Origin of the sequence: Arthrobacter castelli DSM 16402 (assembly GCF_000430705.1) — a bacterium.
Taxonomy (GTDB): domain Bacteria; phylum Actinomycetota; class Actinomycetes; order Actinomycetales; family Micrococcaceae; genus Arthrobacter_C; species Arthrobacter_C castelli.
This window is the reverse complement of the sequence record NZ_AUMN01000003.1, coordinates 176,583-203,357: the sequence shown is the minus strand read 5'-3', so window position 1 is coordinate 203,357 and position 26,775 is coordinate 176,583. Positions and strand designations below refer to the sequence as shown.

Annotated in this window: 22 protein-coding genes; 9 read left to right on the top strand and 13 right to left on the bottom strand. The window is 65.6% G+C overall.

Annotated features, from left to right (window positions below; translation table 11 throughout):
* Positions 1–27: 27 nt before the first annotated feature.
* Positions 28–633, bottom strand: a complete 606-nt coding sequence (locus tag H535_RS23645) for a phosphotransferase (protein WP_155838550.1) — start codon at positions 631–633, stop codon at positions 28–30.
* Between H535_RS23645 and H535_RS0105440 the strand changes: the two genes are divergently transcribed.
* The 4 genes from H535_RS0105440 (at position 632) to H535_RS0105425 (ending at position 5,914) form a co-directional block, all read left to right on the top strand.
* Positions 632–1,096 carry an SRPBCC family protein gene (locus H535_RS0105440; RefSeq protein WP_026818754.1) on the top strand — a complete coding sequence of 155 codons (465 nt, stop codon included), beginning with the start codon at positions 632–634 and terminating at the stop codon, positions 1,094–1,096. The genes H535_RS23645 and H535_RS0105440 overlap by 2 nt on opposite strands.
* A 276-nt stretch (positions 1,097–1,372) precedes the next feature.
* Positions 1,373–2,188 carry an ArsR/SmtB family transcription factor gene (locus tag H535_RS0105435; RefSeq protein WP_245580165.1) on the top strand — a complete coding sequence of 272 codons (816 nt, stop codon included), beginning with the start codon at positions 1,373–1,375 and terminating at the stop codon, positions 2,186–2,188.
* Between the two features lie 161 nt (positions 2,189–2,349).
* On the top strand, positions 2,350–4,134 hold the full coding sequence (locus H535_RS0105430; protein WP_026818752.1) for an ABC transporter ATP-binding protein: 1,785 nt from the start codon (positions 2,350–2,352) through the stop codon (positions 4,132–4,134).
* Between the two features lie 10 nt (positions 4,135–4,144).
* The gene (locus H535_RS0105425; protein ID WP_051298628.1) at positions 4,145–5,914 is read left to right on the top strand and encodes an ABC transporter ATP-binding protein; all 1,770 of its coding nucleotides are present in this window, start codon (positions 4,145–4,147) and stop codon (positions 5,912–5,914) included.
* 150 nt (positions 5,915–6,064) lie between these two features.
* On the opposite strand, the gene H535_RS0105420 is transcribed toward H535_RS0105425, so the two are convergent.
* From H535_RS0105420 to H535_RS0105385, 8 genes are all read right to left on the bottom strand, one after another.
* Positions 6,065–6,556 (bottom strand): PTS sugar transporter subunit IIA, encoded by a 492-nt coding sequence (locus tag H535_RS0105420; protein ID WP_026818750.1) that lies wholly within the window; start codon positions 6,554–6,556, stop codon positions 6,065–6,067.
* Between the two features lie 3 nt (positions 6,557–6,559).
* Positions 6,560–8,296 (bottom strand): glycerol-3-phosphate dehydrogenase/oxidase, encoded by a 1,737-nt coding sequence (locus H535_RS0105415; protein ID WP_026818749.1) that lies wholly within the window; start codon positions 8,294–8,296, stop codon positions 6,560–6,562.
* A gap of 168 nt (positions 8,297–8,464) precedes the next feature.
* A complete protein-coding gene (locus tag H535_RS0105410; protein ID WP_026818748.1) occupies positions 8,465–9,604 on the bottom strand; it encodes a GuaB3 family IMP dehydrogenase-related protein in 1,140 nt (379 codons plus the stop codon).
* A 110-nt stretch (positions 9,605–9,714) separates the two neighbouring features.
* Positions 9,715–11,244, bottom strand: coding sequence for an IMP dehydrogenase (guaB, locus tag H535_RS0105405; RefSeq protein WP_026818747.1), 1,530 nt, complete (start codon positions 11,242–11,244; stop codon positions 9,715–9,717).
* 134 nt (positions 11,245–11,378) lie between these two features.
* Positions 11,379–12,671 carry a pyridoxal phosphate-dependent aminotransferase gene (locus tag H535_RS23635; RefSeq protein ID WP_081416458.1) on the bottom strand — a complete coding sequence of 431 codons (1,293 nt, stop codon included), beginning with the start codon at positions 12,669–12,671 and terminating at the stop codon, positions 11,379–11,381.
* Positions 12,672–12,855: 184 nt separating this feature from the next.
* A complete protein-coding gene (groL, locus tag H535_RS0105395; protein ID WP_026818746.1) occupies positions 12,856–14,448 on the bottom strand; it encodes a chaperonin GroEL in 1,593 nt (530 codons plus the stop codon).
* Between the two features lie 75 nt (positions 14,449–14,523).
* Positions 14,524–14,820, bottom strand: a complete 297-nt coding sequence (gene groES, locus H535_RS0105390; RefSeq protein WP_026818745.1) for a co-chaperone GroES — start codon at positions 14,818–14,820, stop codon at positions 14,524–14,526.
* A gap of 376 nt (positions 14,821–15,196) precedes the next feature.
* Positions 15,197–16,303: a baeRF2 domain-containing protein gene (locus H535_RS0105385; protein WP_026818744.1), complete on the bottom strand. Its 1,107-nt coding sequence runs from the start codon at positions 16,301–16,303 to the stop codon at positions 15,197–15,199.
* A gap of 257 nt (positions 16,304–16,560) precedes the next feature.
* On the opposite strand from H535_RS0105385, the gene H535_RS0105380 reads away from it, so the two are divergent.
* Together H535_RS0105380 and H535_RS0105375 are read left to right on the top strand one after the other, a co-directional pair.
* Positions 16,561–18,525 carry an aconitate hydratase gene (locus H535_RS0105380; RefSeq protein ID WP_026818743.1) on the top strand — a complete coding sequence of 655 codons (1,965 nt, stop codon included), beginning with the start codon at positions 16,561–16,563 and terminating at the stop codon, positions 18,523–18,525.
* 180 nt (positions 18,526–18,705) lie between these two features.
* Positions 18,706–19,932: a class I SAM-dependent methyltransferase gene (locus H535_RS0105375; protein WP_026818742.1), complete on the top strand. Its 1,227-nt coding sequence runs from the start codon at positions 18,706–18,708 to the stop codon at positions 19,930–19,932.
* Positions 19,933–20,071: 139 nt separating this feature from the next.
* On the opposite strand, the gene H535_RS0105370 is transcribed toward H535_RS0105375, so the two are convergent.
* Positions 20,072–21,769 (bottom strand): glycoside hydrolase family 3 protein, encoded by a 1,698-nt coding sequence (locus H535_RS0105370; RefSeq protein WP_342667714.1) that lies wholly within the window; start codon positions 21,767–21,769, stop codon positions 20,072–20,074.
* Between the two features lie 106 nt (positions 21,770–21,875).
* Here H535_RS0105370 and H535_RS0105360 point away from each other — a divergent pair, with 106 nt between their 5' ends.
* The 3 genes from H535_RS0105360 (at position 21,876) to H535_RS23625 (ending at position 24,446) form a co-directional block, all read left to right on the top strand.
* On the top strand, positions 21,876–23,027 hold the full coding sequence (locus H535_RS0105360; protein WP_026818739.1) for a glutamate--cysteine ligase: 1,152 nt from the start codon (positions 21,876–21,878) through the stop codon (positions 23,025–23,027).
* Between the two features lie 107 nt (positions 23,028–23,134).
* On the top strand, positions 23,135–23,887 hold the full coding sequence (locus tag H535_RS0105355) for a biliverdin-producing heme oxygenase (protein WP_051298579.1): 753 nt from the start codon (positions 23,135–23,137) through the stop codon (positions 23,885–23,887).
* 1 nt (position 23,888) lies between these two features.
* Positions 23,889–24,446, top strand: coding sequence for a DedA family protein (locus H535_RS23625; protein WP_081416457.1), 558 nt, complete (start codon positions 23,889–23,891; stop codon positions 24,444–24,446).
* Between the two features lie 18 nt (positions 24,447–24,464).
* Here H535_RS23625 and tsaD read toward each other — a convergent pair whose 3' ends face one another.
* From tsaD to tsaB, 3 genes are read right to left on the bottom strand one after another with little or no spacing between them, the layout of a single operon-like run.
* Positions 24,465–25,565, bottom strand: a complete 1,101-nt coding sequence (tsaD, locus tag H535_RS0105345) for a tRNA (adenosine(37)-N6)-threonylcarbamoyltransferase complex transferase subunit TsaD (RefSeq protein ID WP_425387259.1) — start codon at positions 25,563–25,565, stop codon at positions 24,465–24,467.
* 26 nt (positions 25,566–25,591) lie between these two features.
* Positions 25,592–26,041: a ribosomal protein S18-alanine N-acetyltransferase gene (rimI, locus tag H535_RS0105340; protein ID WP_245580164.1), complete on the bottom strand. Its 450-nt coding sequence runs from the start codon at positions 26,039–26,041 to the stop codon at positions 25,592–25,594.
* Positions 26,042–26,070: 29 nt separating this feature from the next.
* Positions 26,071–26,775, bottom strand: a complete 705-nt coding sequence (tsaB, locus tag H535_RS0105335) for a tRNA (adenosine(37)-N6)-threonylcarbamoyltransferase complex dimerization subunit type 1 TsaB (RefSeq protein WP_026818735.1) — start codon at positions 26,773–26,775, stop codon at positions 26,071–26,073.

Genomic DNA, 26,775 nt, shown 5'->3' with positions numbered 1-26,775 from the left:
GCTTACGGCCGTTTTGGGGAATATTCGTCATCGAACCTGGCCTGCAGACCCGCCAGGCAGCGTTGAGCATACTCCGGTTCCTTGACCCAGCATGTTGCCGTCTCCCAGGCGAGGCCGGCGGTTGTCAGGCCGGGGCATCGCATTGAAATCAACGTCGCCTCCGCGACGTTCAGTCAGCAGGGTCCGGGCGGAGGCGAAGCCTGGGCGCTGCGGCCACTGCCCTGTTACGCCGTGCACCTGCTCAAGTGTCTGCACCACACGGTTCCAGTCGGTACGGTCGCGGGGAGCGTTGCCCGGAATCAGCCGCTGGACCAGGACACCCTCGTCGTGACGTCGCCCATCCTCCGTCTCAAGAGTCGTCGGCACCGTCAGCCCGTGGGCGGCGAGATGCTCGAGCAGGTCCAGTTCCCACGCCAGCGATGCCTCGGAGCGGCCCGATACCCTGACGACCAGGTCGGCGCCGCGGCGGCTGGCCCTGAAGACGGGATTGCGCGCGCCACCACCCATCCGGGCCCCCAATTCGACGTCCCGCCACGCCGTCAAACGTGGCCGCCGGTCGGGGAAATTCTTCATGTCCACTTCACCCATACGCTTCCGCCGCTGCACTGACTGCAACTGTAATACTGGTGGCATGGAACCACTCCGCTACTCTGACTCCATCATCATCGATGCTTCGCCGGAGGCCGTCTACGACCTGGTCTCGGACGTCACCCGAACCGGCGAATGGAGCCCCATCTGCACGGCGTGCTGGTGGCACGACGACGGCGGCCCCACCGAAGGTGCCTGGTTCAGTGGCCGCAATGAATCCAACGGCCGGGTGTGGGAAACGAAGTCGCAAGTCGTGGTCGCGCGGCGGCCCCGCGAATTCACCTGGATGGTCGGTGGCTCGTTTGTACGGTGGAGTTACACGCTCCTGCCAGTCGAGGGCGGCACGCGGCTGACCGAATCATGGGAATTCCGCGATGAAGGCATTGCCATGTTCCACGAGAAGTACGGGGCGGAGGCGCAAGACCAGATCGATGAGCGCAGCCAGGCAGCCCGCACGGGCATCCCGGCGACGCTGCAGGCCATCAAGAGAATCGCCGAGTCCCGCTGAATATGGAGTGGCCTGGGCCACGCCGGAGCGTCCAGCCAGGGTCATCAGAACCGCCTCCGCCTCTTCGTGTGCTTCGGGCCCTCTGCCGCGGGCCCAATCAAGATCGGTGGCGACCAAACGGACGCCGCGTGGTTCGAGGTGGGTACGCAGGAAGTCGGCCAGATCGGCGCGCTCTTCCCGGGCCATGGCCATGACATCCACGCCCATGCGGAAATCCTACATGGTGGTCCACACCAGCTCTTGACATTATGCAGGCTATTACCTGCATAATTGAATATGAGTACCACTTCGAGCGCAATGGAACTGGTTTTCAAGGCGCTGGCCGATCCGACCCGACGACTGCTGCTGGACCGGCTTCGCGAGCAGAATGGCCAGACACTTCGTGAGCTGTGCGAACGGCTGGACATGGCGCGCCAGTCGGCGACACAGCACCTCGACATCCTCAAGCAAGCCAATCTCGTGTCCGTCGTCCGGCGCGGCCGGGAACGTCTCCACTACCTCAACCCGGGGCCAATCCACGAAATCGAGGAGCGCTGGATATCGGGGTTCGACATGCCCCGCCTGCAGACCATCAGTGCGATCAAACATCAAGCAGAGGAATATGCCATGAGCAATCAACAAACCGTGCCAAGCTATGTCTATGTCACCTACATCCGCGCCAGCGCCGAGCAGGTATGGCAAGCGCTGACCGACGCAGACCTGACAGCCCGCTATTGGGGGCACGCCAACATTTCGGACTGGCAACCAGGCTCGACCTGGGAACACCGGCGGGTCGACGGCTCAGGTGTCATTGATGTCACCGGGCAAGTCGTCGAGGCCGAGCCCCCGACTCGCTTGGTTATCACTTTCGACGATGCCCCCGATCCGGAATCCCCGCGGGAACCGTCTGTTGTCACATTCCTGGTCGAACCGCACCAAGACATCATCCGCCTCACCGTGACCCACGAGAACCTGCCCACCCAGGAGATGCTCAACGGCATCTCCGACGGATGGCCTGCCGTGCTGGCGAACCTGAAGTCGCTGCTGGAAACCGGCCAGGTCCTCCCCCAAGCTCCCTGGGAGATGTCACCCGCCCGGGAAGAAGAAGGCTAATGGACGCCAGCACACTCAAGCGGTCCTGCGGTCCGCCGTGGGTTGGATATTGCGGGCTGCCTGACAACCGCCACAAGGGTGCCCAATAAGTCATTGGATTTTCCCAATTACTTCCAGCGAAACCCCCAATTCGCGCCACATAAGTAATAGGATTTATCCTTGTGCGCACCTTCCCCTACCCCGACGCCGGCCCGGTCGAGCTACGCTCACCCAACCGGTATTTGCTCTGGCTGGCGCGGCTGCAAAAGCCCACGCTGGCACTGAGCACTGCCCTGGAATCGGTCTGGATGCTCTCGCAGGCGATGATCCCTTTCGCCGTCGGACGGGCCATCGATACGGGAATCGTCGCGGGCAATTTCAGCCAGCTGACCTGGTGGGTTGGCCTCCTGGTGACGCTAACCATCATCCAGGCCGCCGCATCCGTGCTCGGCCACCGGGCCCATGTCAGCAGTTGGCTCCAGGCCGCTTTCCGCTCAGCCCAGTTGGTGGGCTATAAAGTCAGTCGCACCGGCAATGCCATCCCCCGGAAATTCTCCACGGGCGAGGTGGTTTCCACCGGTGCCTCCGACTCCATCCGGCTGGGTGAGGTATATGTCGTCGCCACCCGGTTGTTCGGCGCCATCATCGGCTATTTTGCGGTTTCGATACTGATCTTCCGGATCTCGTGGCTGCTCGGGCTGCTGGTCTTGGTGGGAGTTCCGCTGGCCTGCGTGGTGTTGTTGTTCGTCATCCGGCCGCTGCAGGTCCGGCAAGCTGCCCAGCGGGAGGAAGCGGGCAGGATGACAGCGGTCGGCGCGGACACCGTGGCGGGGCTGCGGGTGCTGCGGGGGATCGGCGGCGAGCACATCTTCGTTGACCGCTATCGGGCCCGCTCGGCATCCACCCGGGACACCGGCATCCGGGTGGCCTGGTCGTTGTCCGATTTGGCGGCCGCGCAGGTCTTCATTGCCGGAGCCTTCGGGGTGCTCTTCATCTGGCTGGGCGCCAATATGGTGCTGTCCGAGACTATCGAGCCCGGCGAGCTGGTGTCGCTGTTTGGTTATTCGGTCTTCCTGATCGGGCCGATCCGCACTGCCGCCGATGGCGTGTCCCGTTTCATCCGGGCGAGGGTGGGCGCACGCCGGATCATCAAGGTGCTGGCCACCGAGCCGGACGTCGCCGACCATGAGGAGCCGCAGCCCGCCCCTGGCCCGCAGAGTCCGTTGATCGATACCCGCACCGCCATCACGATCGCACCCGGAATCATGACCGCGATCGTCTCTTCCGACCCGGCGGCATCGGCGAGCCTGGCCCACCGGCTGGGCCGGTTCGACGACGCCGTGCTGAATGAAGCGGAAGTGCGGTGGGGATCAGCTGCCCTGCACCGTGTGCCGTTGCACCAGGTACGACGGCGGATTGTGGTCAGCGGCGCGGATCCGGAGTTGTTCACCGGTCCACTGCGCGACGAACTGGATCCGCACCGACGGCATTCGGACGAGGAGATATTGTCGGCACTGCAGGCGGCCAGCGCCACGGATATTCTGGACGGGCTCGACGGCGGCCTTAGCCACGAAGTGGCCGAGAAGGGCCGCAGCTTCTCCGGCGGACAACGCCAGCGTCTCGCTCTGGCCCGGGCCTTGCTGACCGATGCGGAGACGTTGGTGCTGGTGGAGCCGACCAGTGCGGTCGATGCCCACACCGAAGCGCGGATCGCCGGGCGGCTGCACCAGGCACGCAACGGCCGGGCGGGGACAACCGACGGGCCAGCCGGCGCCGGAGAAACGGGCGGACCCGCCGGCGGAGAGCCATCCCGGACCACCGTCGTCGTCACCGCCAGTCCGCTGATGCTGGGCTGCATGGACAAAGTCATCTTCCTGGACGGCGATCGGTTCCAGGCCGAAGGCACCCATCAACAGCTGCTGGCATCGCAGTCGGCATACCGGAAGGTGGTGATCCGCAGTGAGTGAGAACCAGACCATGACCGCCCCGGCGTCGGGCGCCGTCGTCGATGGCAAGCTTCCGGTGGCCGACGGCGCGGAGGTGAAGGCCGAAACACTGCGGCTGATGCGGCAGCACCGGGGCGGACTGGGCCGCGTGATCGGACTGTACATGCTCGCCGCCATTGCCGGGCTGGCCGGGCCGTTCCTGCTCGGCCGGATGATTGACGCCGTCGTCGCGGGCACCACGTCCGCCTACATTATGTGGGTGGCGCTGATCCTGCTCGGTTTTGTCACCCTCCAGGCGCTGCTGACCCGGTCCGCCACCAAATCCGGCATGGTCCTCGGCGAGCATGTCTTCGCCCAGCTGCGCGAGGAGTTCATGGAGCGGGTGACCTCGCTGCCGCTATCCACGGTGGAAAAGGCGGGCACCGGCGACCTGGTCACCCGCACCACCAACGACATCGAATCCGTCTCCCACACCGTGCGGTTCGGTGTTCCGCAGGTGCTGGTCTCGGTGGCCCAGATCGTGTTCACGGTGCTGGCCGCCGTGATCACCTCGCCGGTGCTGGCGCTGGCACTGCTGATCGGGTTGCCGCTGTTGATCCCGGCCACTCGCTGGTACCTGAAGCGAGCGACGGCAGGCTACCTTCGCGAGCGGGAGAGTTACGCCGCCGTCAATGGCGCTGTCACTGAAACTGTCGAAGGCGCGGGCACGGTGGATGCGCTCAGCCTCGGCGCCCGGCGCCGGAAGCGGCTGGACGATTCACTCAAGGGCAGCTTCGCGGCCGAGCGGTACACGCTGCGGCTGCGCACAGTGCTGTTCCCGTTTGCCGATTTTTCCTTCTGGATCCCGGTGGCCGGTGTGCTGCTGTGGGGCGGATGGCTCGCCGGGCAGGGATTGGTGACACCGGGCGTCATCGCCACCGTGGCACTGTACGCGGTGCGGCTCATCGATCCCATCGACCTGCTGATCATGTGGGTGGATGAAATCCAGGTCGGGGCCTCCTCGTTGGCACGGATCATCGGTATCAAGGACGTGCCCGGCGACCGGATTGCCACCGAGGCGGAACCGGTCAACGAGGATATCCACGTCAACGACGTCCGCTACGCCTACCGGCCCGGGCACGACGTGCTGCACGGGGTCGACCTGCAGCTGCGCCGCGGCGAACGGCTGGCCATGGTCGGCCCCTCGGGTGCCGGGAAGTCGACGCTGGGGCGGCTGATCGCCGGCATCCATCCCCCTTCCCATGGCTCCGTCACCGTGGGCGGCGTGCCCCTGGTGGACCGGCCACTGGATGCCCTGCGCCGGGAGGTGGCTCTGGTCTCCCAGGAGCATCATGTGTTTGTGGGCTCGCTGATCGACAACGTCCGGCTGGGCAAGGACGACGCCACGGCCGGTGAAATCGAGGCGGCGCTTGACGACGTCGGCGCACTCGAGTGGGCGCGTGCTCTGCCTGATGGCCTGGAGACCGAGGTGGGATCCGGCGCCTTCAACCTGAAGCCGGCACAGGCCCAGGAGCTGGCGCTGGCCCGGTTGATCCTGGCCGATCCGCACACCCTGGTGCTGGATGAAGCGACATCGTTGATCGACCCCCAGGCGGCCCGGGACCTGGAGCGGTCGCTGAGCGCAGTACTGTCCGGGCGCACCGTCGTCGCCATTGCCCACCGCCTGCACACCGCCCACGATGCCGATCGGATCGCCGTCGTCGAGGATGGAAACATCTCCGAGCTAGGTTCCCACGACGAATTGCTGGCAGCGGGTGGTTCCTATGCCGCGCTGTGGGCGTCCTGGCGCACGGACGCGTAGCGCAACCGTCCAACCCTGCAGGCTTTAACACCACCGAACTGATTGGCCGGCGCCTCGCCGCACGGCGGTCGGCGTGTCGGCAGAATTTCCACTTGTTGGTGCTAATTCGTGCGGCCGTACCCGACCCACAAGTTGAAAACCGCGCCCGACTCAGTGGTTGAAGAACACCAGCGACGAGTTGATCAATTCGGCGATCACTTCGGCATCATTGGCCCGGCGCAGCGACTCGCGGAAGTTCTCCTTGAACAGCGAACGGGCCAGGGTGGACAGCACTTCCAGGTGGACGGAAAATGACTCCGCAGGTGTCGCGACCAGCAGCACCAGATCCGCCTTGCCGTCGATAGCGCCGAAGTCCAGGTTGTGCCCGAACTTCGTCACCCCGACGGCGATGCTGGTCTGGTTCACGTACTGGCTGCGGGCGTGCGGCATCCCCACGCCGCCTGGCAGCCCGGTGGCCATCTGGTGTTCACGGGAGTTGACCTGGGCGAGGAAACCTTCCAGCCCGAAGATCCTGCCCTGCTCGTACAGCTTAAAGGCCAGCTGGCCGGCAGCGTCCTCTTTGTCCCCGGCCACCATCCCCAGAATGACCAGTTCGGGCGTGGTCAGTCCCGCATCGGACAGCTCCAGCGATTCCTCCGACATCGGCTACCGCAGCGGAACGATGTCTTCAACACCCATCCGGGCGCTGTCTGCGGAGATGTCGTCGGGCTGTTCCTGGCTCAGCCGCTCGGCTTCCACCCGGGCGTTGTAGTGGGTGACTTCCCGCTCCATCTGCTCCTCGCTCCAGTTCAGCACCTCCCCGATCAGACGGGCGACCACGGGAGCGGCCGAAACACCACGGTCCCAGGCTTCGATCGAAATCCGGGTCCGGCGGGTCAGCACGTCATGGACGTGACGGGCGCCTTCGTGACTCGCCGCATACACCGCCTCGGCCTGCAGGTAATCGTCAGCACCGGGCAGTGGTTCGGCCAGTTCCGGGCGTTGTTCGATCAGGGCCAGCACCTCGTCGGTCATGGATCCGTAGCGCTCCAGCAAGTGCTCAATCCGGGCAACGTGCACGCCTGTCTCTTCGGCCGTGCGGGCACGGCGGTTCCAGGAGGCGCGGTACCCAACGGCGCCGGCCAGTGGGATGCTGTCCGTGCAGCTTGGCGCCACGCGGAAGTCCAGCGCCCGTCCGGCCTCGTCCACGGCATCCTTGGCCATCACCCGGTAGGTGGTGTACTTGCCGCCGGCGACCACAACCAGGCCCGGCACCGGATGCGCCACCACGTGTTCGCGGGACAGTTTGGCCGTCGAATCGTTCTCCCCGGCCAGCAGCGGCCGCAGCCCCGCGTAGACACCCTCGACGTCTTCACGGGTCAATGGCCGTTTCAATACCTGGTTGACGTGGTCGAGCACATAATCGATGTCCTTGGAGGAGGCGGCAGGATGGGCCTTGTCCAACTGCCAGTCCGTGTCGGTGGTGCCGATGATCCAATGCCGGCCCCAGGGGATGACGAACAGCACGGATTTCTCGGTGCGCAGGATCAGCCCGACAGTCGATTGGAACCGGTCCTTGGGCACGACGAGGTGGATCCCCTTCGATGCGCGGACCTTCAGCTGGCCACGTTCGGTGACCATGGCCTGGGTCTCGTCAGTCCAGACTCCGGTGGCGTTGATGACCTGCTTGGCGCGGATCTCGAACTCGCCGCCGTCCTCCTGGTTCTTCACCCGGGCGCCGACCACGCGTTCGCCCTCGCGGAGGAAGTCGACCACCCGCAGCCGGTTGGCAGCGTGGGCGCCATATTGCACGGACGTGCGGACGGCGTCGACCACCAGCCGCGCGTCGTCCACCTGCGCGTCGTAGTAGCGGATGGAGCCGACGAAGGCGTCGTCCTTCAGGCTGGGCGCGGTGCGCAATGTGCTGCGGCGGGACAGGTGCTTGTGCATCGGCACGCCGCGGCTGTTGCCCGAGGTGATACCCAGGGTGTCATAGAGCATGATGCCGGCACCGACGTACGGCCGCTCCACGAAGCGTTTTGTCAGCGGATACAGGAAGGGCACCGGCCTCACCAGGTGCGGGGCGATGTGCTGCAGCAGCAGGCCGCGCTCCTGCAGAGCCTCCTGCACCAGGGCGAAGTCGAGCATCTCCAGGTAGCGCAGCCCGCCGTGGATCAGTTTGGACGAGCGCGACGACGTGCCGGAGGCCCAGTCGCGCGCCTCCACGATTCCCACATTCAGCCCGCGGGTCACGGCATCCAGCGCCGCCCCGGCCCCGACAACGCCGCCGCCGACGATCAGCACGTCGAGTTCTTTACCGCGTTCGGCCGAAGCTTTCAGAGCTGCCAGCGATTCCTCGCGGTTTTCCGGACTCAGTGCCCCTGAAGTTTGCGATGTAGACATTAAATAGTCCTCCTAAATCCGCTGGCAAGTACTCCCACGATACTGGCTTCGCCATTGGTTAGACAGGCTGAACCGGATCAGCACGGCCGTACCGTTGGTCACAGCCGTCCCGTCAACCGCCGCATGGAGCACGCGTCGTCCCCGTTGGCCCGTTGGACGCCACCGATGCTATCCGTTGGAGCTGTAGGGCGACACGACGACTTCGATGCGTTGGAACTCCTTCAAGTCGGAGTAACCGGTCGTGGCCATGGTCCGCCGTAGCGCTCCCACGATATTGGACGTGCCGTTGGTGTGGTGCGATGGCCCGAAGAGGACTTCCGACAATGGGCCGACGGTGTCCATCCGGACCCGGTCTCCGCGGGGAAGCTGATCGTGGTGGGCCTCCTGGCCCCAGTGCCATCCTTGGCCCGGTGCTTCCTCCGCCCGCGCCAGCGCGGATCCAAGCATCACGGCGTCGGCTCCCATGGCGAAGGCTTTGACTATCTCGCCGCTGGTTCCCAGTCCGCCGTCGGCGATGACATGCACATAGCGTCCGCCTGACTCGTCCATGTAGTCCCGGCGGGCCGCCGAGACGTCGGAAATAGCGCTGGCCATCGGCGAGTGGATGCCCAGGGCACGCCGGGTGGTCGAGGACGCTCCCCCGCCGAACCCGACCAGCACGCCGGCCGCACCGGTCCGCATCAAATGCAGCGCCGGGGTGTAGCTGGCCGCCCCGCCGACGATCACCGGAACATCGAGTTCGTAGATGAACTGCTTGAGGTTCAGCGGCTCGCTTTCCTTGGATACGTGCTCTGCGGAGACGGTGGTGCCGCGGATGACGAAAATGTCCACTCCGGCGTCCACCACCGTCTGGTAGTGCTCCTGGGTGCGCTGCGGCGTGAGCGACCCGGCAACGGTGACGCCGGCGTCGCGTATCTCGGCGAGTCGCGAGGTGATCAGCTCCGGCTGGATCGGCGCCTGGTAGAGCTCCTGCATGCGTTTGGTCGCCGACGGGCTGAAGGTGTCAGCACTCAGTTCGGCGATTTCGTCCAGGACGGGGTCGGGGTCCTCGTAGCGGGTCCACAGGCCCTCGAGATTCAGCACCCCCAGTCCCCCGAGCCTGCCGAAGGCAATGGCCGTTTCCGGCGACATCACCGAGTCCATCGGTGCCGCCAGGGCTGGAACATCGAACTGGTATGCGTCGATCTGCCAGGAGACGGACACATCCTGCGGATCCCGGGTGCGGCGGGAAGGAACCACCGCCACGTCGTCCAGGGAGTAGGCTCGGTGTCCCCGCTTGCCACGGCCAATTTCAATCTCGTAAGTCACGAGGCAAGGTTACCAGCGGTCCCGGCTGCGCCCGGTCTCGGTGCGCTCGTCCCTCGCTTACTCGACCACCGCCGGTGGTCGAGTAGGGCGCCTCGCGCCGCACCGAGACCCTACCGCGTGCCGTAGTTCGGCGCCTCCACCGTCATCTGGATGTCATGCGGGTGGGATTCCTTCAGCCCGGACGCGGTGATCCTGACGAATTTTCCCTTGCTCTTCAGATCCGGGATCGTCGCGCCGCCGGTGTAGAACATGGTCTGGCGCAGGCCGCCGATCAGCTGGTGGGCCACCGCGGACAGCGGCCCGCGGTACGGAACCTGCCCCTCGATGCCCTCGGGAATCAGCTTGTCGTCGCCGCTGACGTCGGCTTGGAAGTACCGGTCCTTGGAGAAGGAGGCGTTCTTCCCGCGGGTCTGCATGGCCCCGAGCGAACCCATCCCGCGATAGGTCTTGTACTGCTTGCCGTTGACGAACACCAGTTCGCCGGGGCTTTCGTCACAACCGGCCAGCAGCGACCCGAGCATCACCGTGTCGGCCCCGGAGACCATGGCCTTGCCGATGTCGCCGGAATACTGCAGCCCGCCGTCGGCAATCAGCGGAACACCGGCCGGGATGGCTGCCTTGGCTGACTCGTAGATGGCCGTCACCTGGGGGACGCCGACGCCGGCAACCACCCGGGTGGTGCAAATGGAACCTGGCCCGACGCCGACCTTAATGCCGTCCGCGCCAGCGTCGATGAGCGCCTGCGCTCCTTCGCGGGTGGCCGCCTGGCCGCCGATGATATCCACATGGGCGGCGGATTCCTCGGCCTTGAGCTTGGCAATCATCTCCAGCACCCCGGAGCTGTGCCCGTTGGCGGTGTCGATGAACAGGGCGTCGACCCCGGCGTCGATCAGCGCCATGGCCCGCTCCCAGCCGTCACCGAAGAAACCGATGGCGGCTCCGCAGCGCAGCCGGCCCTCGTCGTCCTTGGTGGCCAGCGGATACTGCTCGGCCTTGGTGAAGTCTTTGACGGTGATCAGCCCGCGCAACACACCGTCGCCATCGACCAGGGGAAGTTTTTCGATCTTGTTGGTGGCCAGCAGGTCGCTCGCCTCCTCGCGGCTGATCCCGACCTTGCCGGTGATCAGCGGCATCTTGGTCATCACCTCGTGCACCGTGCGGGAGGGGAATTCCTCCTCGGCGACAAAGCGGATGTCGCGGTTGGTGACAATGCCCAGCAGCTTGCCGCCGTCGTCGACCACGGGCAGTCCGGAGACGCGGTAGTGGGCGCACAGCTCATCGAGTTCGGCCAGGGTGGCATCCGGGCCGATGGTGACCGGATTGGTAATCATCCCGGATTCGCTGCGCTTGACGCGGTCCACTTGCTCGACCTGGTCGGCGATGGAGAGGTTGCGGTGTATAACGCCGAGGCCGCCCTGCCGTGCCATGGCAATTGCCATCCGGGCCTCTGTCACGGTGTCCATGGCGGCCGACAGCAGCGGAGTCTGCACGCTGATGCGCTTGGAGATGCGCGAAGTGGTGTCCGCCTCGCTCGGGATGACGTCGGTGTGGCCGGGCAGCAACAACACGTCGTCATAGGTCAAACCAACCAGCGCAAACGGGTCATGTCCTTCGGTTTCGGGCTGGGAGAACTGGCTCACTGCTGCGCCTCTTTCGCGGGTCTTGCCGGTGGATTCTGATGGTCGGCCGTTGACGGCCATGCAAAGCCTCGGTGGAGTGTCTCTATCCTAAAACCATTCGGGGCCCTCGCCCTATTCCAACCGGCGGGACCAGCTCACACCCGGGAGTCGGCCAATGTATCCGCAGCCGCATCGGCGTCCGCCGGAGTTCCCTCCACCCCGGCGGTGCCGGCAGCATGACGCCGCACTGCGAGGAAGGCAGCGATCCTCCGGACCGCCTCTTCAATGTCGGTGGTTGAGGGCAAAATCACAAAGCGGAAATGGTCCGGGTCCGGCCAGTTAAAGGCCGTGCCGTGGGAGACGAGGATCTTTTGCTCCTCCAACAGGTCAAGCACGAACTTCTCGTCGCTGCTGAACGGGTACAGCTTCCTGTCCAGTTTGGGGAACAGGTAGAGGGCGCCATCGGCGCGGGTGCAGCTGACGCCGGGGATTTCGTTGAGCAGCCGGTGTGCCAGGTCGCGCTGTTCGCGGAGCCGGCCGCCGGGGCGTATCAGCTCATCGATACTTTGGTGGCCCCCCAGCGAGGTCTGGATGGCGTGCTGGGACGGGACATTCGCGCACAACCGCAGCGACGCCAGCAGCTCCAGCGTTTCCCGGTAAGCGGCGGTCGCGGCCCTGGGCCCGGTCAGTGCCACCCATCCTGCGCGATAGCCGGGCATCCGGTAGGCCTTGGACAAGCCGCTGAACGTCAGGCAGCAGATGTCCTTCGCGATGGAGGCGGTATGGATGTGCTCGACGTCGCCGTAGAGGATCTTTTCGTAGATTTCGTCGGAAAACAGCACCAGTGAGTGCTTGCGGGCCAACCGGGCGAACTGCTCCAGGATGTGGCGGGGGTAGACGGCGCCGGTGGGATTGTTCGGGTTGATGATGACGATCGCCCGGGTACGGTCCGTGATCTTCGCTTCCACGTCGGCCATATCCGGCCACCACTGGTTGTCCTCGTCGCAGAGGTAATGCACCGGCTTGCCGCCACTGAGTGTGACCGATGCTGTCCACAACGGGTAATCCGGAGCCGGAATCAGCACCTCGTCGTCGTTCTCCAGGAAGGCCTGCAGCGTCATCGAAATCAGTTCGCTGACCCCGTTGCCGACAAAAATGTCGTCGACGCCGATCTGCATCAGCCCGCGGGTCTGGTAGTACTGCGAGATAGCTGTGCGGGCCGAAGGTATGCCCTTGGAATCGCTGTATCCCTGGGCGCCGCGGATGTGGTGGATCATGTCCTTGACGATTGACTCGGGCGCCTGCAGTCCGAAGGGCGCGGTGTCGCCCAGATTCATCTTCAGGATCCGCTGGCCCTCGGCTTCCATCTTCTTGGCTGCCTGCAGGATCGGGCCGCGGAGTTCGTAGCGGACATTGTGGATTTTGCTGGAATGCTGCATCGGACGCATGGTTTATATTTTCACACTGCGGCACCAACGGCTGAAATCGGCACGCTTAAAGACAAAACTGCAGCAAATCCTTTTGACCCTTGCGGGCGGACTTGCTGCAGTTTCGCGTATTACGGCCCTGCCGGCGCGGCGCGTCATGTGGACCGCGCCGCGCCTGTGTGCCGTTGGGAGCGGGCGTCCCCTTTTACTGGGCGTCCTCGTCCTCTTCCGGCTTCTCAGTCACCAAGGTTTCGGTGGTGAGCACCAGAGCGGCGATGGAGGCTGCGTTCTGCAATGCCGAACGGGTGACCTTCACCGGGTCGATGACGCCGGCAGCAACCAGGTCCTCGTACCCGCCGGTCAGGGCGTTGAAGCCGTGGCCCGTTTCCTGGTTGCGCACCCGGTCGACGACGACGTAGCCCTCGTGGCCGGCGTTCTCGGCAATCCAGCGCAGCGGCTGGGCCAGTGCACGGTAGACGAGTCCGACGGCGGTCTTGGCGTCGCCCGTGAGGCCGAGGTCCGTACCGTCCAGGGCCTTGGCCGCGTGCACCAGTGCGGTGCCGCCACCTGCCACAATGCCTTCCTCGAGGGCAGCACGGGTGGAGGACACGGCGTCCTCGATGCGGTGCTTCTTTTCCTTCAGCTCCACCTCGGTGGCGGCGCCGACCTTGATCACTCCGATGCCGCCGGCCAGCTTGGCCAGACGTTCCTGGAGCTTCTCGCGATCCCAATCGGAATCGGTGCGATCGATTTCGGAGCGGATCTGCGAAACGCGGGCGGCGACGTCCTCTTCGGAGCCGGCGCCGTCAACGATCGTGGTCTGGTCCTTGGTGACGGTGATCCGGCGCGCGGAACCCAGCACCTCGAGGCCAACCTGGTCCAGCTTCAGGCCCAGGTCCGGGGACACAACTTCGCCGCCGGTGAGGGTGGCGATGTCCTGCAGCATGGCCTTGCGGCGGTCGCCGAAACCGGGAGCCTTGACGGCAACCACGTTCAGCGTGCCACGGATCTTGTTGACCACCAGCGTGGACAGCGCTTCGCCCTCGACGTCCTCACCGATGATGAACAGCGGCTTTCCGGCCTGGACAGCCTTCTCCAGCAGCGGCAGGAACTCCTGCATGTTGGAGATCTTTCCGCTGTTGATCAGGATCAGCGCGTCTTCGAGGACGGCTTCCTGGCGCTCGTTATCGGTGACGAAGTAGGGGCTGAGGTAGCCCTTGTCGAACTGCATGCCCTCGGTGAGCACCAGTTCGGTCTGCGTGGTGGAGGATTCCTCCACGGTGATCACGCCGTCCTTGCCGACCTTCTCGAACGCTTCGGCGAGCAACTCGCCGATGTAGCGGTCCTGGGCGGAGATAGCGGCGACGTCGGCCACCTGCTGGCCTTCAACTTCGCGTGCGTTCTGCAGCAGGCGCTCGGCAACGGCGTTAACCGCAACCTCGATACCGTGCTTCAGGCCACCGGGGGCAGCACCGGCTGCGACGTTGCGCAGACCTTCCTTCACCAGCGCCTGGGCCAGCACCGTCGCCGTCGTCGTTCCGTCGCCGGCAACGTCGTTGGTCTTGGTGGCCACTTCCTTGGCCAGCTGTGCGCCCAGGTCTTCGTAGGGGTCATCCAGCTCAACTTCGCGGGCAATGGTGACGCCGTCGTTGGTGATGGTAGGTGCGCCCCACTGCTTGTCCAGGACCACGTTGCGGCCGCGGGGGCCGAGGGTGACCTTGACGGTGTCAGCAAGCTTGTCGACTCCGGCCTCCAGCGCACTGCGGGCGGCGTCGTCGAACTGCAACTGCTTTGCCATGAATTCAGTTCCTTTCGTCGAACAACTTGAGAAAACCCCGGCCGCAGCAGCGTCCGGGGTTCAACCCAATTAGTTCTACTTAACGACGACGGCGAGGACGTCGCGGGAAGACAGCACGAGGTACTCCTCGCCGCCTGCCTTGACCTCGGTTCCGCCGTACTTGGAGTAGATGACGACATCGCCTTCGTTGACATCGATCGGGACGCGGTTGCCGTTGTCGTCGACACGGCCCGGGCCGATGGCTACGACCTTGCCCTCCTGGGGCTTCTCCTTGGCAGTATCCGGAATCACCAGGCCGGAAGCAGTTGTCTGCTCGGCTTCCAGGGTCTGGACGACAATACGATCCTCAAGAGGCTTAATAGAGACCGACACTCGGACCTCTCCTTTACATGAGATTTACAGTGAACTGTTGCTCACCTTCGACATTAGGGCCGTTCCGTGCGCTAACCGTCGTCGCGGTGCCGGTAACGCCACGTCCTGGCATTAGCACCCTCGTGTGGAGAGTGCTAAGACAGACTGTATGCGGACTATTAGCACTCGGTCAAGGCGAGTGCCAGTGAGGGTGTCGGCCCCGAAGGTCTCCCCGTGGAAGTGCCGATGGCGTTGGCCCCGCGTCGGTGACCCTGCGGGTGGCGCAGCTCGTGGGTGGCCGGGGAGTAAGTCCGCCGCTTTCAGGTACAAAGTGGCCGATTTCGGCGAAACTTACTCCCCGGCGAAACACCGCCGCCGATGAAGCGCCCCGCGAGGCTTACGGGCGCGCCGCTCCTGAGGCTTCGCGTTCCCGGTCGCCGCTCAGGCTCGGAATCGCGTTGGACGGCGTCGACTCGTCCCGCCAACGCAGCAGCGCACCGATCCCATCGGGCATCGACAGGGCGCCGCTGTCCAGGGACTGGACTGCCGCGTCGGTGCGCAAAGCCTGGAACAGCAGGTCTTCAATATCCCCCGGGGCCTGGCCGCGGGTGACCAGAAGCTCGTCGACCTGACCGCGCTGCAGTGCCTGCCGGACTTCGTCCGCCCCGGCCAGCGAATCGCCGTCCCGGGATTGTTCGGCGACAAAGCGGTCGACGGCGGCCTTCTCCCGGAAGGCGATGAAGTTGTCCACCGCTTCCTCAACGTGGACACGGAACTCGTCCCGGTCCACGCCGTCATTCCGCCCGCCACCGGGAACTTCGACCAGGCGCTGCCGGCACTCCTGCCCCACCGCCTCCTTGAGCAAGTGGGAAGCCCGAACATCGCCGGAGACCAGCACCAGATCAGGACGATATAACCGCACCAGTTTGTCCAGCCGTTGCGCCACGGCCGCCGCATTGCGCTCCCAGGAATCCTCCACCCTGGCTTCAAAATTCTGTCCGCGCCACCCTTCGCCGGTCTTGTGCAGCTCGTCATGGCCGCCCTCAACGGACGCATCCTCTCCCAAGGCTTTGGCGCTGCCGGCGACGTGGGGGTCGTCGGGTGCACGCAGGCTGATGTCCGCGCCGGAGCGGTCCACCTGGACCAGCAAATGCGACACCGCCCGGGCAGCGACCCGCATCAACGGCAACAGATGCGGGCGGTGGTTGTGCGCCACGAAGTTCTCAGGCGGCGAAGGCAGCACCCGGTTAATGAACAATTGCCCGCCGGCGGCCAGGAAGGCCCTGCCGTGCGGGCCGCCGATACCGGCGGGTTCCAGGACTGCGCGCTCAATCTGCTGCAACAGGCTCTTCGGTGCGCCTTCCGCCTCAGCTTTTTCCCTGAGGTGTTCCCACCGGTTTTCGATTTCCGCGGCAGCCGAAGGTTCGGTCCGGGTGGTATCCACATATATGGAGAGAAAGGGCGGTTCAGCTTCCAGCACATCCTTGAGCCATGGGTATCGCATCAGGCGCCTCCAGTATTCACGAGTCAGCATCAAATGATCCAGCGCCCGAATTCCGGACGCCGAGGATTCGTAGCCCTCCTAACTCTTCCACTAACCCGGTGCGGAGACAATAGCCGCAAGCGGAACCGGCGTGGCGGCGGCATCCGCTGCAATAACCTGCCGAAAATAAGCACGGATAGCTTCTTTGCCCGGTGCGTGCCTAGCATGGACCAATGTACGCACCACCAGCGGTGAAGCGACTCTAAGAGGAGGTCGGCATGGGACAGAACGTTGCGCAGAAAATCATCAGCGAGCACCTCGTCAGCGGGGAGATGACGTACGGCACCGAAGTGGGCTTACATATCGACCAGACCCTGACCCAAGATGCTACAGGCACCATGGTGATGCTGGAACTCGAGGCAATGGGACTGGACCGGATCGCCACTGACGTATCCGTACAGTACGTCGACCACAACCTGCTGCAGACCGACGAGAAGAACCCGGAAGACCACCTCTTCCTGCAGTCGGCGGCCCAAAGGTACGGTCTGTGGTTTTCCAAACCGGGCAACGGCGTCTCCCACCCGGTCCATCAGGCTCGCTTCGGCCGTCCAGGCGCGACAATGCTCGGTTCCGACTCGCACACGTGCGCGGCCGGCGCCATCGGCATGCTCGCCATCGGCGTCGGCGGCCTTGAAGTGGCCATGGCCATGGCCGGTGACCCACTCTACGTTTCCATGCCGGAGATCTGGGGTGTTGAACTGACCGGCGAGCTGCCCGACTGGGTGTCCGCCAAGGATGTGATCCTGGAAATGCTGCGGCGGCACGGAGTCAACGGCGGCGTCGGACGGATCATTGAGTACCACGGTCCCGGCCTGAAGAACCTCAGTGCCATGGACCGGCACGTGATCGCCAACATGGGTGCCGAACTCGGCGCGACCACCAGCATCTTCCCGGCCGACGAGGAGGTCCGCAGGTACATGGCCTCCAACGGCCGCGAAGACGAGTTCCGCGAGATACTTGCCGACGACGACGCCGGTTACGACGTCACCGATTCCATCGACCTGTCCTCCCTCGAGCCGCTCATCGCCAAGCCCTCCTCCCCCGCCAATGTGGTCCCCGTGCGGGAGGTCGCCGGCGAAGAAGTGTTCCAGATCGTCGTCGGTTCCTCCGCCAACCCGGGGCTGCGGGACTTTGCCATCGTCGCCGAAATCCTGGCTGGACGGCAGACCAGCGACAGGGTCTCGGCCGATGTGAACCCGACATCGCGGGAAATTTTCGAGGACATGGCCAAGGGCGGCTGGCTGTTCGATCTGATCTCCGCCGGGGCCCGCATCCACCAGTCCGGCTGCATGGGATGCATTGGCATGGGTCAGGCGCCGGCGACCGGCCGCAACAGCCTGCGCACCGTCCCGCGGAACTTCCCGGGCCGTTCGGGCACCGATGAAGACTCGGTGTGGCTGTGCTCGCCGGAGACCGCCGCAGCCGCGGCCCTGACCGGCAAAATCACCGATCCCCGGAATCTCGACATGGACTATCCCCAGCTGGCTCTGCCGGAAAAGGCCAGCGTCAATACCGCCATGCTGCTGCCACCGCTCCCCGTTGACGAGGCCCGGCAGGTGGAGTTGGTCAAGGGCTCCAACATCGAGTCGTTGCCTCAGTTCGATCCGCTGCCCGATTCGCTCGAGTTGCCAGTGTTGCTCAAGGTCGGCGACAACATTTCCACCGACGAGATTCTGCCCGCCGGCGCCCGAGTCTTGCCCTACCGGAGCAACATCCCCAAGATCTCCGAGTTCGTCTACACCCAGGTCGACGACACATACGCCACCCGCGCTGCGGAGAATCAGGGCGGCCACACCATCGTCGGCGGCGGCAACTATGGGCAGGGCTCCTCGCGCGAACACGCCGTCATCGCACCGCGCTACCTGGGACTGCGGATCGTTGTCGCCAAGTCGTTTGCCCGCATCCACTGGCAGAACCTGGCCAACTTCGGAGTGCTGGCGCTCGAATTCGATGATCCGGCCGACTACGACAAGATCCAATCCGGCGACACCCTGAAATTCGAAGACCTCCGCACCCGTTTGCCGGACACCGATGAAGTGTCCGCCCAACTCGGTGACAGCAGCATCACACTGCGCCACCGGCTATCACCGCGCCAGGCGGAGATGGTGGTCAAGGGCGGTCGCGTGGCGATGGCCGCGGAGAAGCAGGGAGAACCTGGCAAAGTGGCGGATTCGATGTCCTGAGCAGACCACCGGCCCGGCCCCGTGCCTGTTCTGCGGCCTCGGCCGGATCCCGGACCGGATACTGCTGCCATCGGGGACTTTGCTTCCGCGGCGCCCCGGATGCAAAGTCCCCGGGCGGAGCATTTCCGGAGATGGTCCGGGTGCAAGCGTGTCTGGGTCGCATCACGCTAGTCTGGGGCCATGCCGGATTCATCTGTGGACGCCATCGCGCCGCTGCTCACCGCCGAAGGTTGGGAGCTGCTGAATTCGCTCGGACCCTATCTCGATTCCGAAGCGATGAACCTGAACATAGAGCTGCGCAAGGCCGGCCACCCTCCGGAACTGGTCGCCGCGGTGCTGTCACAGGCGCGGCTGCGCATGCGCGCCCGCTCCAAGTTCGGCCCGTTCGCGGACAACATGCTCTTCACCCAGGCGGGACTGGAACAGGCAACGCGGCTCAACATTGCAGCCCGGCATGCCCAGCGCTTTGTCTCGGCCGGGTTGGAAAACATTGCCGACCTGGGCTGCGGAATCGGCGCCGACTCGATGGCGCTGGCCACGCTCGACTGCCAGGTCACCGCCGTCGAAATCGATGAGACGACGGCGGCGGTGGCCACGATGAACCTGATGCCGTGGCGGTCGGTCTCGGTGGTCAACGCGGATGCCGCCGAGGTGGATCTGGACGGGTTCGACGGCGTGTGGCTGGATCCCGCTCGGCGGACGACGACGTCGTCGGGCACCAACCGGATCTTCGATCCGGAAGGCTTCTCGCCGCCGCTGTCATTCGTCGAGCGTCTGGCCGACACCGGTAAGGCCGTCGGCGTCAAGCTGGGCCCCGGTATTCCGCATGAATCGATCCCGGCCGGCTGCGAAGCGCAATGGGTTTCCTCGAACGGTGAAGTGGCCGAAGCTGCGCTCTGGTTCAATGCCCTGGCGCGGGAGGGTGTCCGCCGTTCGGCGCTGGTGCTCTACGCGGACGGCGCGGCAGAACTGAGCAGCGGCGTGGATTACCATCCGGGGGCGGAGGACGTGGAAGTCGGCGTCGCCGGCAAGTACCTCTACGAGCCCGACGGCGCCGTGATCCGTGCCGGCCTGGTCGCGGACCTCTCCCGGCAGATCGGCGGCAGGCTGATGAACGACCAAATCGCCTATATCACCGCCGACACCCTGGAAGACACCCCCTTCGCCCGCGCCTACAAGGTCAAGGAAGTGCTGCCCTATAACGTCAAGCAACTGCGTGCCTGGGTGAAGGCGAACGACGTCGGCACCCTCGAGATCAAGAAGCGCGGCACCTCCGTTACGCCCGAAGAGCTGCGCAAACAGTTGCTGTCAGGCAAGCCGAAGTCAGCGACTTCCAGGGCCACGCTCGTGCTGACCCGTATCGGCGAAGACCGGGTGGCGATCGTGGTGGAGACCATCGCCGGCTGAGCAGCCCTCCGGGCCGAAGACGGCCTCCACCGTCGACATCGGTGGTGGCCAAAACCGTTCTCGACGCCGCACACCGTCCTCGACGCCGGCAGCCCCGACCGGAGACTGCGCAGACAGGCGCGGGGTGGGCGAAACCGGCTCAGTTGCATCCGGTCCCGGCCGGAAGGTTCCCCACCTCAACCGGCAACTGTCCCGGAGCCGGCGCATTTGAGGTGAGGAAGTCGAACAACGCGTCGAAGGCACCCGGGGTGCGGCCGTACAAGGCAATCCGGGAGGTCGAGGCCTGGGAGGCAGCCAGCGGCCACGGACCACCGAGGGAGACGACGATATCACCGCTTCCGCTCGCTCCCGGCGCCAGCAGCACCACCAGCGGGCCCGAACCGGTTGATACGTCGTGCCGTGCCGCCGCCGCCCGGAACCGTGCCCGGTCTTGGGCGGTCCCGCCGGCGACCCGCACCGAACCGCCGACGATGGCCCCTTCGCAGGGCCCTTCCAATACCGTCAGACCGGCCGCGCTGGCACCCTGGGAGACATCCTGGTGTGAACCTATGGCACCCATCCCCGGGGCCGCGTCGCCGGCCAGGGACTGCTGGTACTTCATCATCGCCACTACGCGGGTCGCCGCTTCGTCCAGCCGCTGGCTGGGGATTGACCCGTCCCGCACCCCGGCCACGATGGCCGCGTGGGCCGCCTCGACGTCCGCCGGCATCAGGATCAGGTCGGCGCCGGCCGCGAGCGCCAGCGCCGATGCCTCGCCGGGAGCATACTGGTCCTGGATGGCGCCCATGTTCATCGCATCCGTCACCGCGACCCCCTCGAAGCCGAGGCCGCGCAACGCGTCGTAGCCGTCCGGCGACACCGATGCCGGCACGCCCGGGTCCAGGGCCTCGACGGCGATGTGCCCCATCATGATCATCGGCGCTCCCTGCTCGATGGCCGCCTTAAACGGTCTCCAGTCCCGCTGTTTGAGCTTCGCCACCGATGCCTGCTGCACGGGAAGCCCGAGATGGGAGTTGGTTGTCACCGATCCATGCCCGGGAAAATGCTTGACGACCGGCAGCACCCCTGTCGTCAGTGCGCCTTCCACAGCCCCGACCGTCATCGAGGCCGCCAGCCTCGGGACGCTGCCGAAGGAACGCGACCGGATGGTCGGATCGGCCGCGCCAATAGTCACATCCGCATCCGGCGCGAAATTGACGGTGAATCCCAGCGCGGCCAGTTCCTCGTTAATGGACTGCTGCGCCCGCCGGGCCACATCCGGATCACGGGAGGCGCCGTACGTCATCGGAGTCGGCCACAGGGTCAGCGGCGCGCCCAGTCGGGCCACCAGCCCGCCCTCCTGGTCGATGGCAATCACGGCCGGCCAGTCCCGTCCCTGCCCGGCGGCTTTGGCCAGGCGTTCGGTGATTGCGGCCATGGATTCAACGTCGACGACGCCGGAGGCGGTCCGCGGCACGTTGTCGCCCATGATGATGGAACCGGCCAGATGGAGCCGACGGGAGCGCTCGACGGCGACGTCCGGGTTGGTGCCGGAGTAGAACTGGATCAACACCTGCCCGGCCTTCTCCTCAAGGCTCATGTTGGCAACTGCCGTCCTGGCGTCGTCGTACTGTTCTTCAGTGGGGCCCCAGGAAAGCGACACGGGCTCGGTGGACTGCGGCGACTTCCGCTTCGCCGACCCGGATGCTTTTGGCGCGGAGCTGGTCGTGGCGCCCGCGGATTGTCCCGGGCTCGAAGGGGACTCCTCGGGCGCGCCGAAACACGCCGTCGTCATCAGCACCAGTGAGGCGACGGCGGGCAGGAAACCCATGCGGATGGGGGCCCGGTTCCGAATCACTCTGCTGATGCTACTGGACTAGACTTTTCCCTGTAACCGCCCCGCTGGCACCGCCGCCGGGCGTCCGGCAACGACTGCGTGAGGTTCAGAACGCACAGGAGACTGCATGAAAATTGATTTCGCCCCGTCCGCCCAGTCGACCCTCGGAGTTGAATGGGAACTGGCGCTGGTGGACGGCGAATCAAGCGAGCTCATCTCCGCGGCCGACGCGGTGCTGGACGGAGTGCGCCGGCAGCATCCGGAGCTCCAGGCCGACGACGAGCACCCGTATATCAAGCAGGAACTGCTGGCCAATACCATCGAACTCGTGACCGGTGTCTGCGGCACCGTCACAGAGGCCAAGGCCGATTTGTCCCGTTCCATGGCAGCGGTCCGGGAAGTCACCGGTCCGCTCGGGGTGGAACTGTTCTGCGCCGGCACTCACCCCTTCAGCGCGGTCAAGACCCAAGCCATTACCGACAAGGAACGCTATGCCACGCTGATCGACCGGACCCAGTGGTGGGGCCGGCAGATGGTGATCTACGGAGTGCACGTGCACGTCGGGCTGGACAAGAGGTCGAAGGCCCTGCCGGTGCTCGACGGGCTGGTCAATTTCTTCCCGCACTTCCAAGCCCTCTCGGCGTCGTCCCCGTTTTGGGATGGCGAGGACACGGGGTATGCGTCGCAGCGGGCACTGATGTTCCAGCAGCTTCCGACGGCGGGGCTGCCCTTCCAGTTCTCCACCTGGACCGAGTACGAGCGGTATGTGGCTGACATGTTCACCACCGGCGTGATCGATGTGGCAAACGAAATCCGCTGGGATGTGCGGCCCGTGCCGAATCTGGGCACCATCGAAATGCGGATCTGCGACGGACTGTCCACGCTCGAGGAAATCGGAGCCATTGCGGCGTTGACCCAATGCCTGGTGGATGACTTCTCCACCCGGCTGGACCGCGGCGGCACCATTGAAACCATGCCGCCATGGCACGTGCAGGAAAACAAGTGGCGCGCCGCCAGATATGGTCTGGATGCCATCATCATCCTCGACGCGGCCGGCAATGAGCGGCTGGTCACCGAGGACCTGACCGAGGAGCTCAACCGGCTCGAACCGGTCGCCGCGAAGCTGGGCTGCACCGCCGAACTCGCCGACGTGGAGAAAATCATGAAGCACGGGGCCGGGTATCAGCGTCAACGGGAGGTCGCCCGGGCAAACGGTGGAGACTTGCGAGCCGTGGTGCGTGACCTGGTGGAGCGGATGAAATCGGATTCCATCGCCTGACCGGATGGCTCGGCTCCGCTGTTGCCATTGCAGTTGCCGTGGCCGATGAGACGTTCCCAACGTTCGGCGTTGACATTCCCGGCTGCCATGCGGTTAGGTAAGCCTAAGTGGATTTCGCAACGGAAGACTTGCGTAATTCCGCCGAGCCGGCTGAGCCGACTGAGTACAGCCTGACCGTAGAGGAGATGTCCGTGGCGCAACCGTTCTCCACCGAACTGAAGGAAGCCACGGATGCCGCCCACCGTGAGGCCGAAGGTGCAGGATTCGTCACCGACCTGCTGGCCGGCTCGTTGGACCGGACGGCGATGGCCAGCCTGCTGGCACAGCAGTTGCACATCTACCGCGCACTCGAATCCGCCCTGGCCCGCTATCGTGACCATCCGCTGCTGGCCGGGTTTGTCGACCCGGCGCTGGACCGGACCGAATCATTGAAACACGACATGGAGTACCACTTCGGCCCGCAGTGGGAGCAGGACTTGGCGACCGGGCGGATCTTCACCGCACACGCAACAACTTCCTACGCCGCGGCGATTGCGGCTGCGCCGGGCCCCGGGTTCCTGCTCGCCAACCACTATGTGCGCTACCTGGGCGACCTGTCGGGCGGACAAATCATCCACCGGATGGCCCAGCGGCACTACGGCATTCCGGACGACGGCCTGAACTTCTACGTGTTCGGCGCTATCGCCAAGCTCAAGACCTACAAGGACCAGTACCGGGCCCGGCTGGACGCGCTGGATCCGGACCCGGCCACCCGCAGGAACGTGCTGTCTCACGCCGTGGAATCCTTCGACTTCAACCGCCGGATCTTCCTGGAGATGGGCGAACGGCATCCGGTGCACCCGCTGGAACCGGCGCGCTGAGATGGAGTACATCACCAGTCTCCCGTTCGGGCTCGCGGTCAGCGCGCTCTTTGTGATCGTGATGCTGCGCGCCAACGCCACCTACTGGACGGGCCGGGGCATTGCGGCCGGAGGACGCCGGACCCGGCTGGAGCGGAAACTTGATTCACCCGGGATGCGCCGTGCCGAGGCCATCATCGCCCGCTGGGGCGCACCGGCGGTCAGCCTCTGTTTCCTCACCGTGGGCATCCAGACGGCGATCAATGCGACGGCGGGCATCGGGCGGATGCCCCTGCGCCGATATCTGCCCGCGGTCATTGTCGGTTCGGTGTTGTGGGCGGTGCTGTATGCGACCGTCGGCCTCGCGGTCTTGAATGCCTGGCTGGCCGCAGCCGCCGGGTCGCCGGCCGGGATCGCCGTCGTCGTGGTGCTGGCGGCCGCCATCGTGACGGCCGTGGTGATCTCCCGCCGCCGCCGAGGTGCTGCCCGCGGCCGGCGTGCCGTCGATAGCGACTCTGCCGGGGCCGAGCTGGCCAGGGCCGGCGGCAGCTCCCCTGGCAACGAGCACGACGCCGGCTAATCCAGCCCCGCCCGCGCGTCACAGGTGGCTGCTCGTCACCGGCATCGAGGTGTCGGGGGCAAAATCCAGGTCCGACGCGGCAGCGCCGCTGACCATCACCTGGGCGCCGAGCGCTGCCACCATGGCACCGTTGTCAGTGCACAGTGACGGCTTGGGCACCCGCAGTTCGACGCCCGCTTCTGCACACCGCTGAGCCGCCAGGGCCCTCAGCCGGGAATTGGCCGCCACTCCACCGCCGAGCAACAGCGTGGTGATCCCGTGCTCGCGGCAGGCCATCACGGTCTTGGAGGTAATCACGTCCACCACCGCTTCCTGGAACGAGGCGGCGATGTCGGCAACCGGCACGGTTTCGCCGCGGGCCTCGAATTGTTCCACGCACCGCGCCACGGCAGTCTTCAACCCGCTGAACGAGAAGTCGTAGCGGTGCCCGCCGTCGGCCTTGGACTTCATATACTTCGGCGCGCTCAGCCCGCGGGGAAATCGGAAGGCGGTCCGGTCGCCGTCGGCGGCGATGGTGTCGATTGCAGGACCGCCGGGATAGCCCAGGGACAGGATTCGGGCGACCTTGTCATAGGCCTCGCCGGCCGCGTCATCAATCGTCGCACCCAACAGTTCGACGTCGTCGGCCAGGTTCCGCACCCGCAGAATCTCGGTGTGCCCGCCCGAGACCAGCAGGGCGCCAAGATTGTCCGGCAGCTGCCCGCCGTCGAACAGCGAGGTATCCAGCAGCGCGACGCCGACGTGGGCCACCAGGTGATTGACGGCGTAGAGCGGTTTGCCGGTGGCCACCGCGAGCGCCTTGGCGGCACAGACTCCCACCATCAGCGCTCCGGCCAGTCCGGGCCCGGATGTGACGGCGATGGCGTCGACGTCGTCCAGCTCCACTCCGGCCTCCGCCAGCGCCTGCCCCAGGGTGGGAATAATGGCGTCCAGATGCGCGCGGGAGGCGATTTCGGGGATCACTCCCCCGAACCTGACGTGCTCGTCCATGGAGGAGGAGACGGTGTTGGTCAGCAGTCGGGTGCCGCGGACAATGCCAACGCCGGTCTCGTCGCAGGAGGATTCGATCCCGAGCACCAGCGGCTCCCGCGGCACCGGCGGCTCTGGCGGCTCTGGCACCGGCGGCACAGAAGCGGTTGCCCGGCTCACCATGGCGACTTCTTTCCTGCGGACAGCTGCAGCCGCATCACCAGCGCGTCGGCCCCGTCGCGATAATAGCGGGGCCGGACGTGGATCTGCTCAAAGCCGTAGCGTTCATACAGCTCCTGCGCGCGGGGATTGTCGGACCGCACCTCGAGCATCAAGTCGTCCATCTGCCGTTCCCTCGCTTCGGCGATCATCATGGTCAGCAGCTGGGAGCCGATCCCCTGTCCTTCGCGCCCGGGGACGACGGCGATGGTCTGGATATCGGCGATCGGCGCCACGGCCATTAGCCCGGCGTAGGCGATGATCGTCCCTGTTGCGTCCTCGGCGACGAAGTAATGCCGCGTGCTGCCCTGGCGCAACTCCTCATGGAACATCTGCTCCGGCCAGGCATCAGTGGGAAACAGGGCCTGCTCGAGGGCATGCACCGCAGGCACGTCAGATTCCGTCATGGGCCTGATCCGGCCAAGTTTCGGCGCCGTCATGACCTGCCAGCTCCCGTCGCACGCTTCCGTGGTCCGGGGACTTTGGCATCTGATTCGCGTAGATACAGCGGCGTGGTATCCACCGGCCGGGCCCCTGCGGCGAGCCGCAGCAGCGCCAACTCGCCCAGCGCCCCCGCTTCCGGTTGGATCATCGCGTAGCCGGGAACTGCGTCGACGACGTCGGCATACAGTCCTGCCCCGGCGCCGTAGACCGGCAGCTGAGGCAGGCCGGCGGCGGGCCCGACATGGGGGCCGTCGTGAAGTTCAGGCATTCCGTCCGCGAGGCGGTAGCGGGCCCAGTAGACTTCCTTGCGGCGGGCGTCGGTGGCCACCAGGAAGTCACTGCCGGCGTCGTCATGGACACCGTCCACCGCGACCCGCCAAGCCACGGAATCGAGGCTCATCATCCCATGCAGGGGACGATTCCAGACAAAACTCAGCGTGCGCGCCGTGACAATGCCGGACCGCAATCCGGTAAACGGTCCCGGCCCCACGCCTGCCACCACCGCGTCCAGGTCGCCCGGGCCCGTTCCGGCGTCGTCGAGCATCTGACGGATTCCGGGGGCAAGCACTTCGGCGTGGCTGCGGGTGTCCTCGGTGACGAACTCCGCCCGCACGCGCGGAAGGGCTGTGGGCGGTCCGTGATCGGTCACCAGCGCTGCGCTGGCGACGGCGGATGTTTCGATGGCGAGAATCAGCAC

Coding starts and splice junctions, on each gene's coding strand:
- H535_RS0105385 (WP_026818744.1), bottom strand. CDS start 16,303: ATGCGATACCCATGGCTCAAGGATGTGCTGGAAGCTGAACCGCCCTTT.
- H535_RS23635 (WP_081416458.1), bottom strand. CDS start 12,671: ATGCGTCCGATGCAGCATTCCAGCAAAATCCACAATGTCCGCTACGAA.
- H535_RS0105380 (WP_026818743.1), top strand. CDS start 16,561: ATGGGACAGAACGTTGCGCAGAAAATCATCAGCGAGCACCTCGTCAGC.
- H535_RS0105420 (WP_026818750.1), bottom strand. CDS start 6,556: ATGTCGGAGGAATCGCTGGAGCTGTCCGATGCGGGACTGACCACGCCC.
- H535_RS0105440 (WP_026818754.1), top strand. CDS start 632: ATGGAACCACTCCGCTACTCTGACTCCATCATCATCGATGCTTCGCCG.
- H535_RS0105375 (WP_026818742.1), top strand. CDS start 18,706: ATGCCGGATTCATCTGTGGACGCCATCGCGCCGCTGCTCACCGCCGAA.
- H535_RS0105415 (WP_026818749.1), bottom strand. CDS start 8,296: ATGTCTACATCGCAAACTTCAGGGGCACTGAGTCCGGAAAACCGCGAG.
- H535_RS0105360 (WP_026818739.1), top strand. CDS start 21,876: ATGAAAATTGATTTCGCCCCGTCCGCCCAGTCGACCCTCGGAGTTGAA.
- H535_RS23625 (WP_081416457.1), top strand. CDS start 23,889: ATGGAGTACATCACCAGTCTCCCGTTCGGGCTCGCGGTCAGCGCGCTC.
- rimI (WP_245580164.1), bottom strand. CDS start 26,041: ATGACGGAATCTGACGTGCCTGCGGTGCATGCCCTCGAGCAGGCCCTG.
- H535_RS0105425 (WP_051298628.1), top strand. CDS start 4,145: ATGACCGCCCCGGCGTCGGGCGCCGTCGTCGATGGCAAGCTTCCGGTG.
- H535_RS23645 (WP_155838550.1), bottom strand. CDS start 633: ATGCCACCAGTATTACAGTTGCAGTCAGTGCAGCGGCGGAAGCGTATG.
- H535_RS0105435 (WP_245580165.1), top strand. CDS start 1,373: ATGAGTACCACTTCGAGCGCAATGGAACTGGTTTTCAAGGCGCTGGCC.
- groL (WP_026818746.1), bottom strand. CDS start 14,448: ATGGCAAAGCAGTTGCAGTTCGACGACGCCGCCCGCAGTGCGCTGGAG.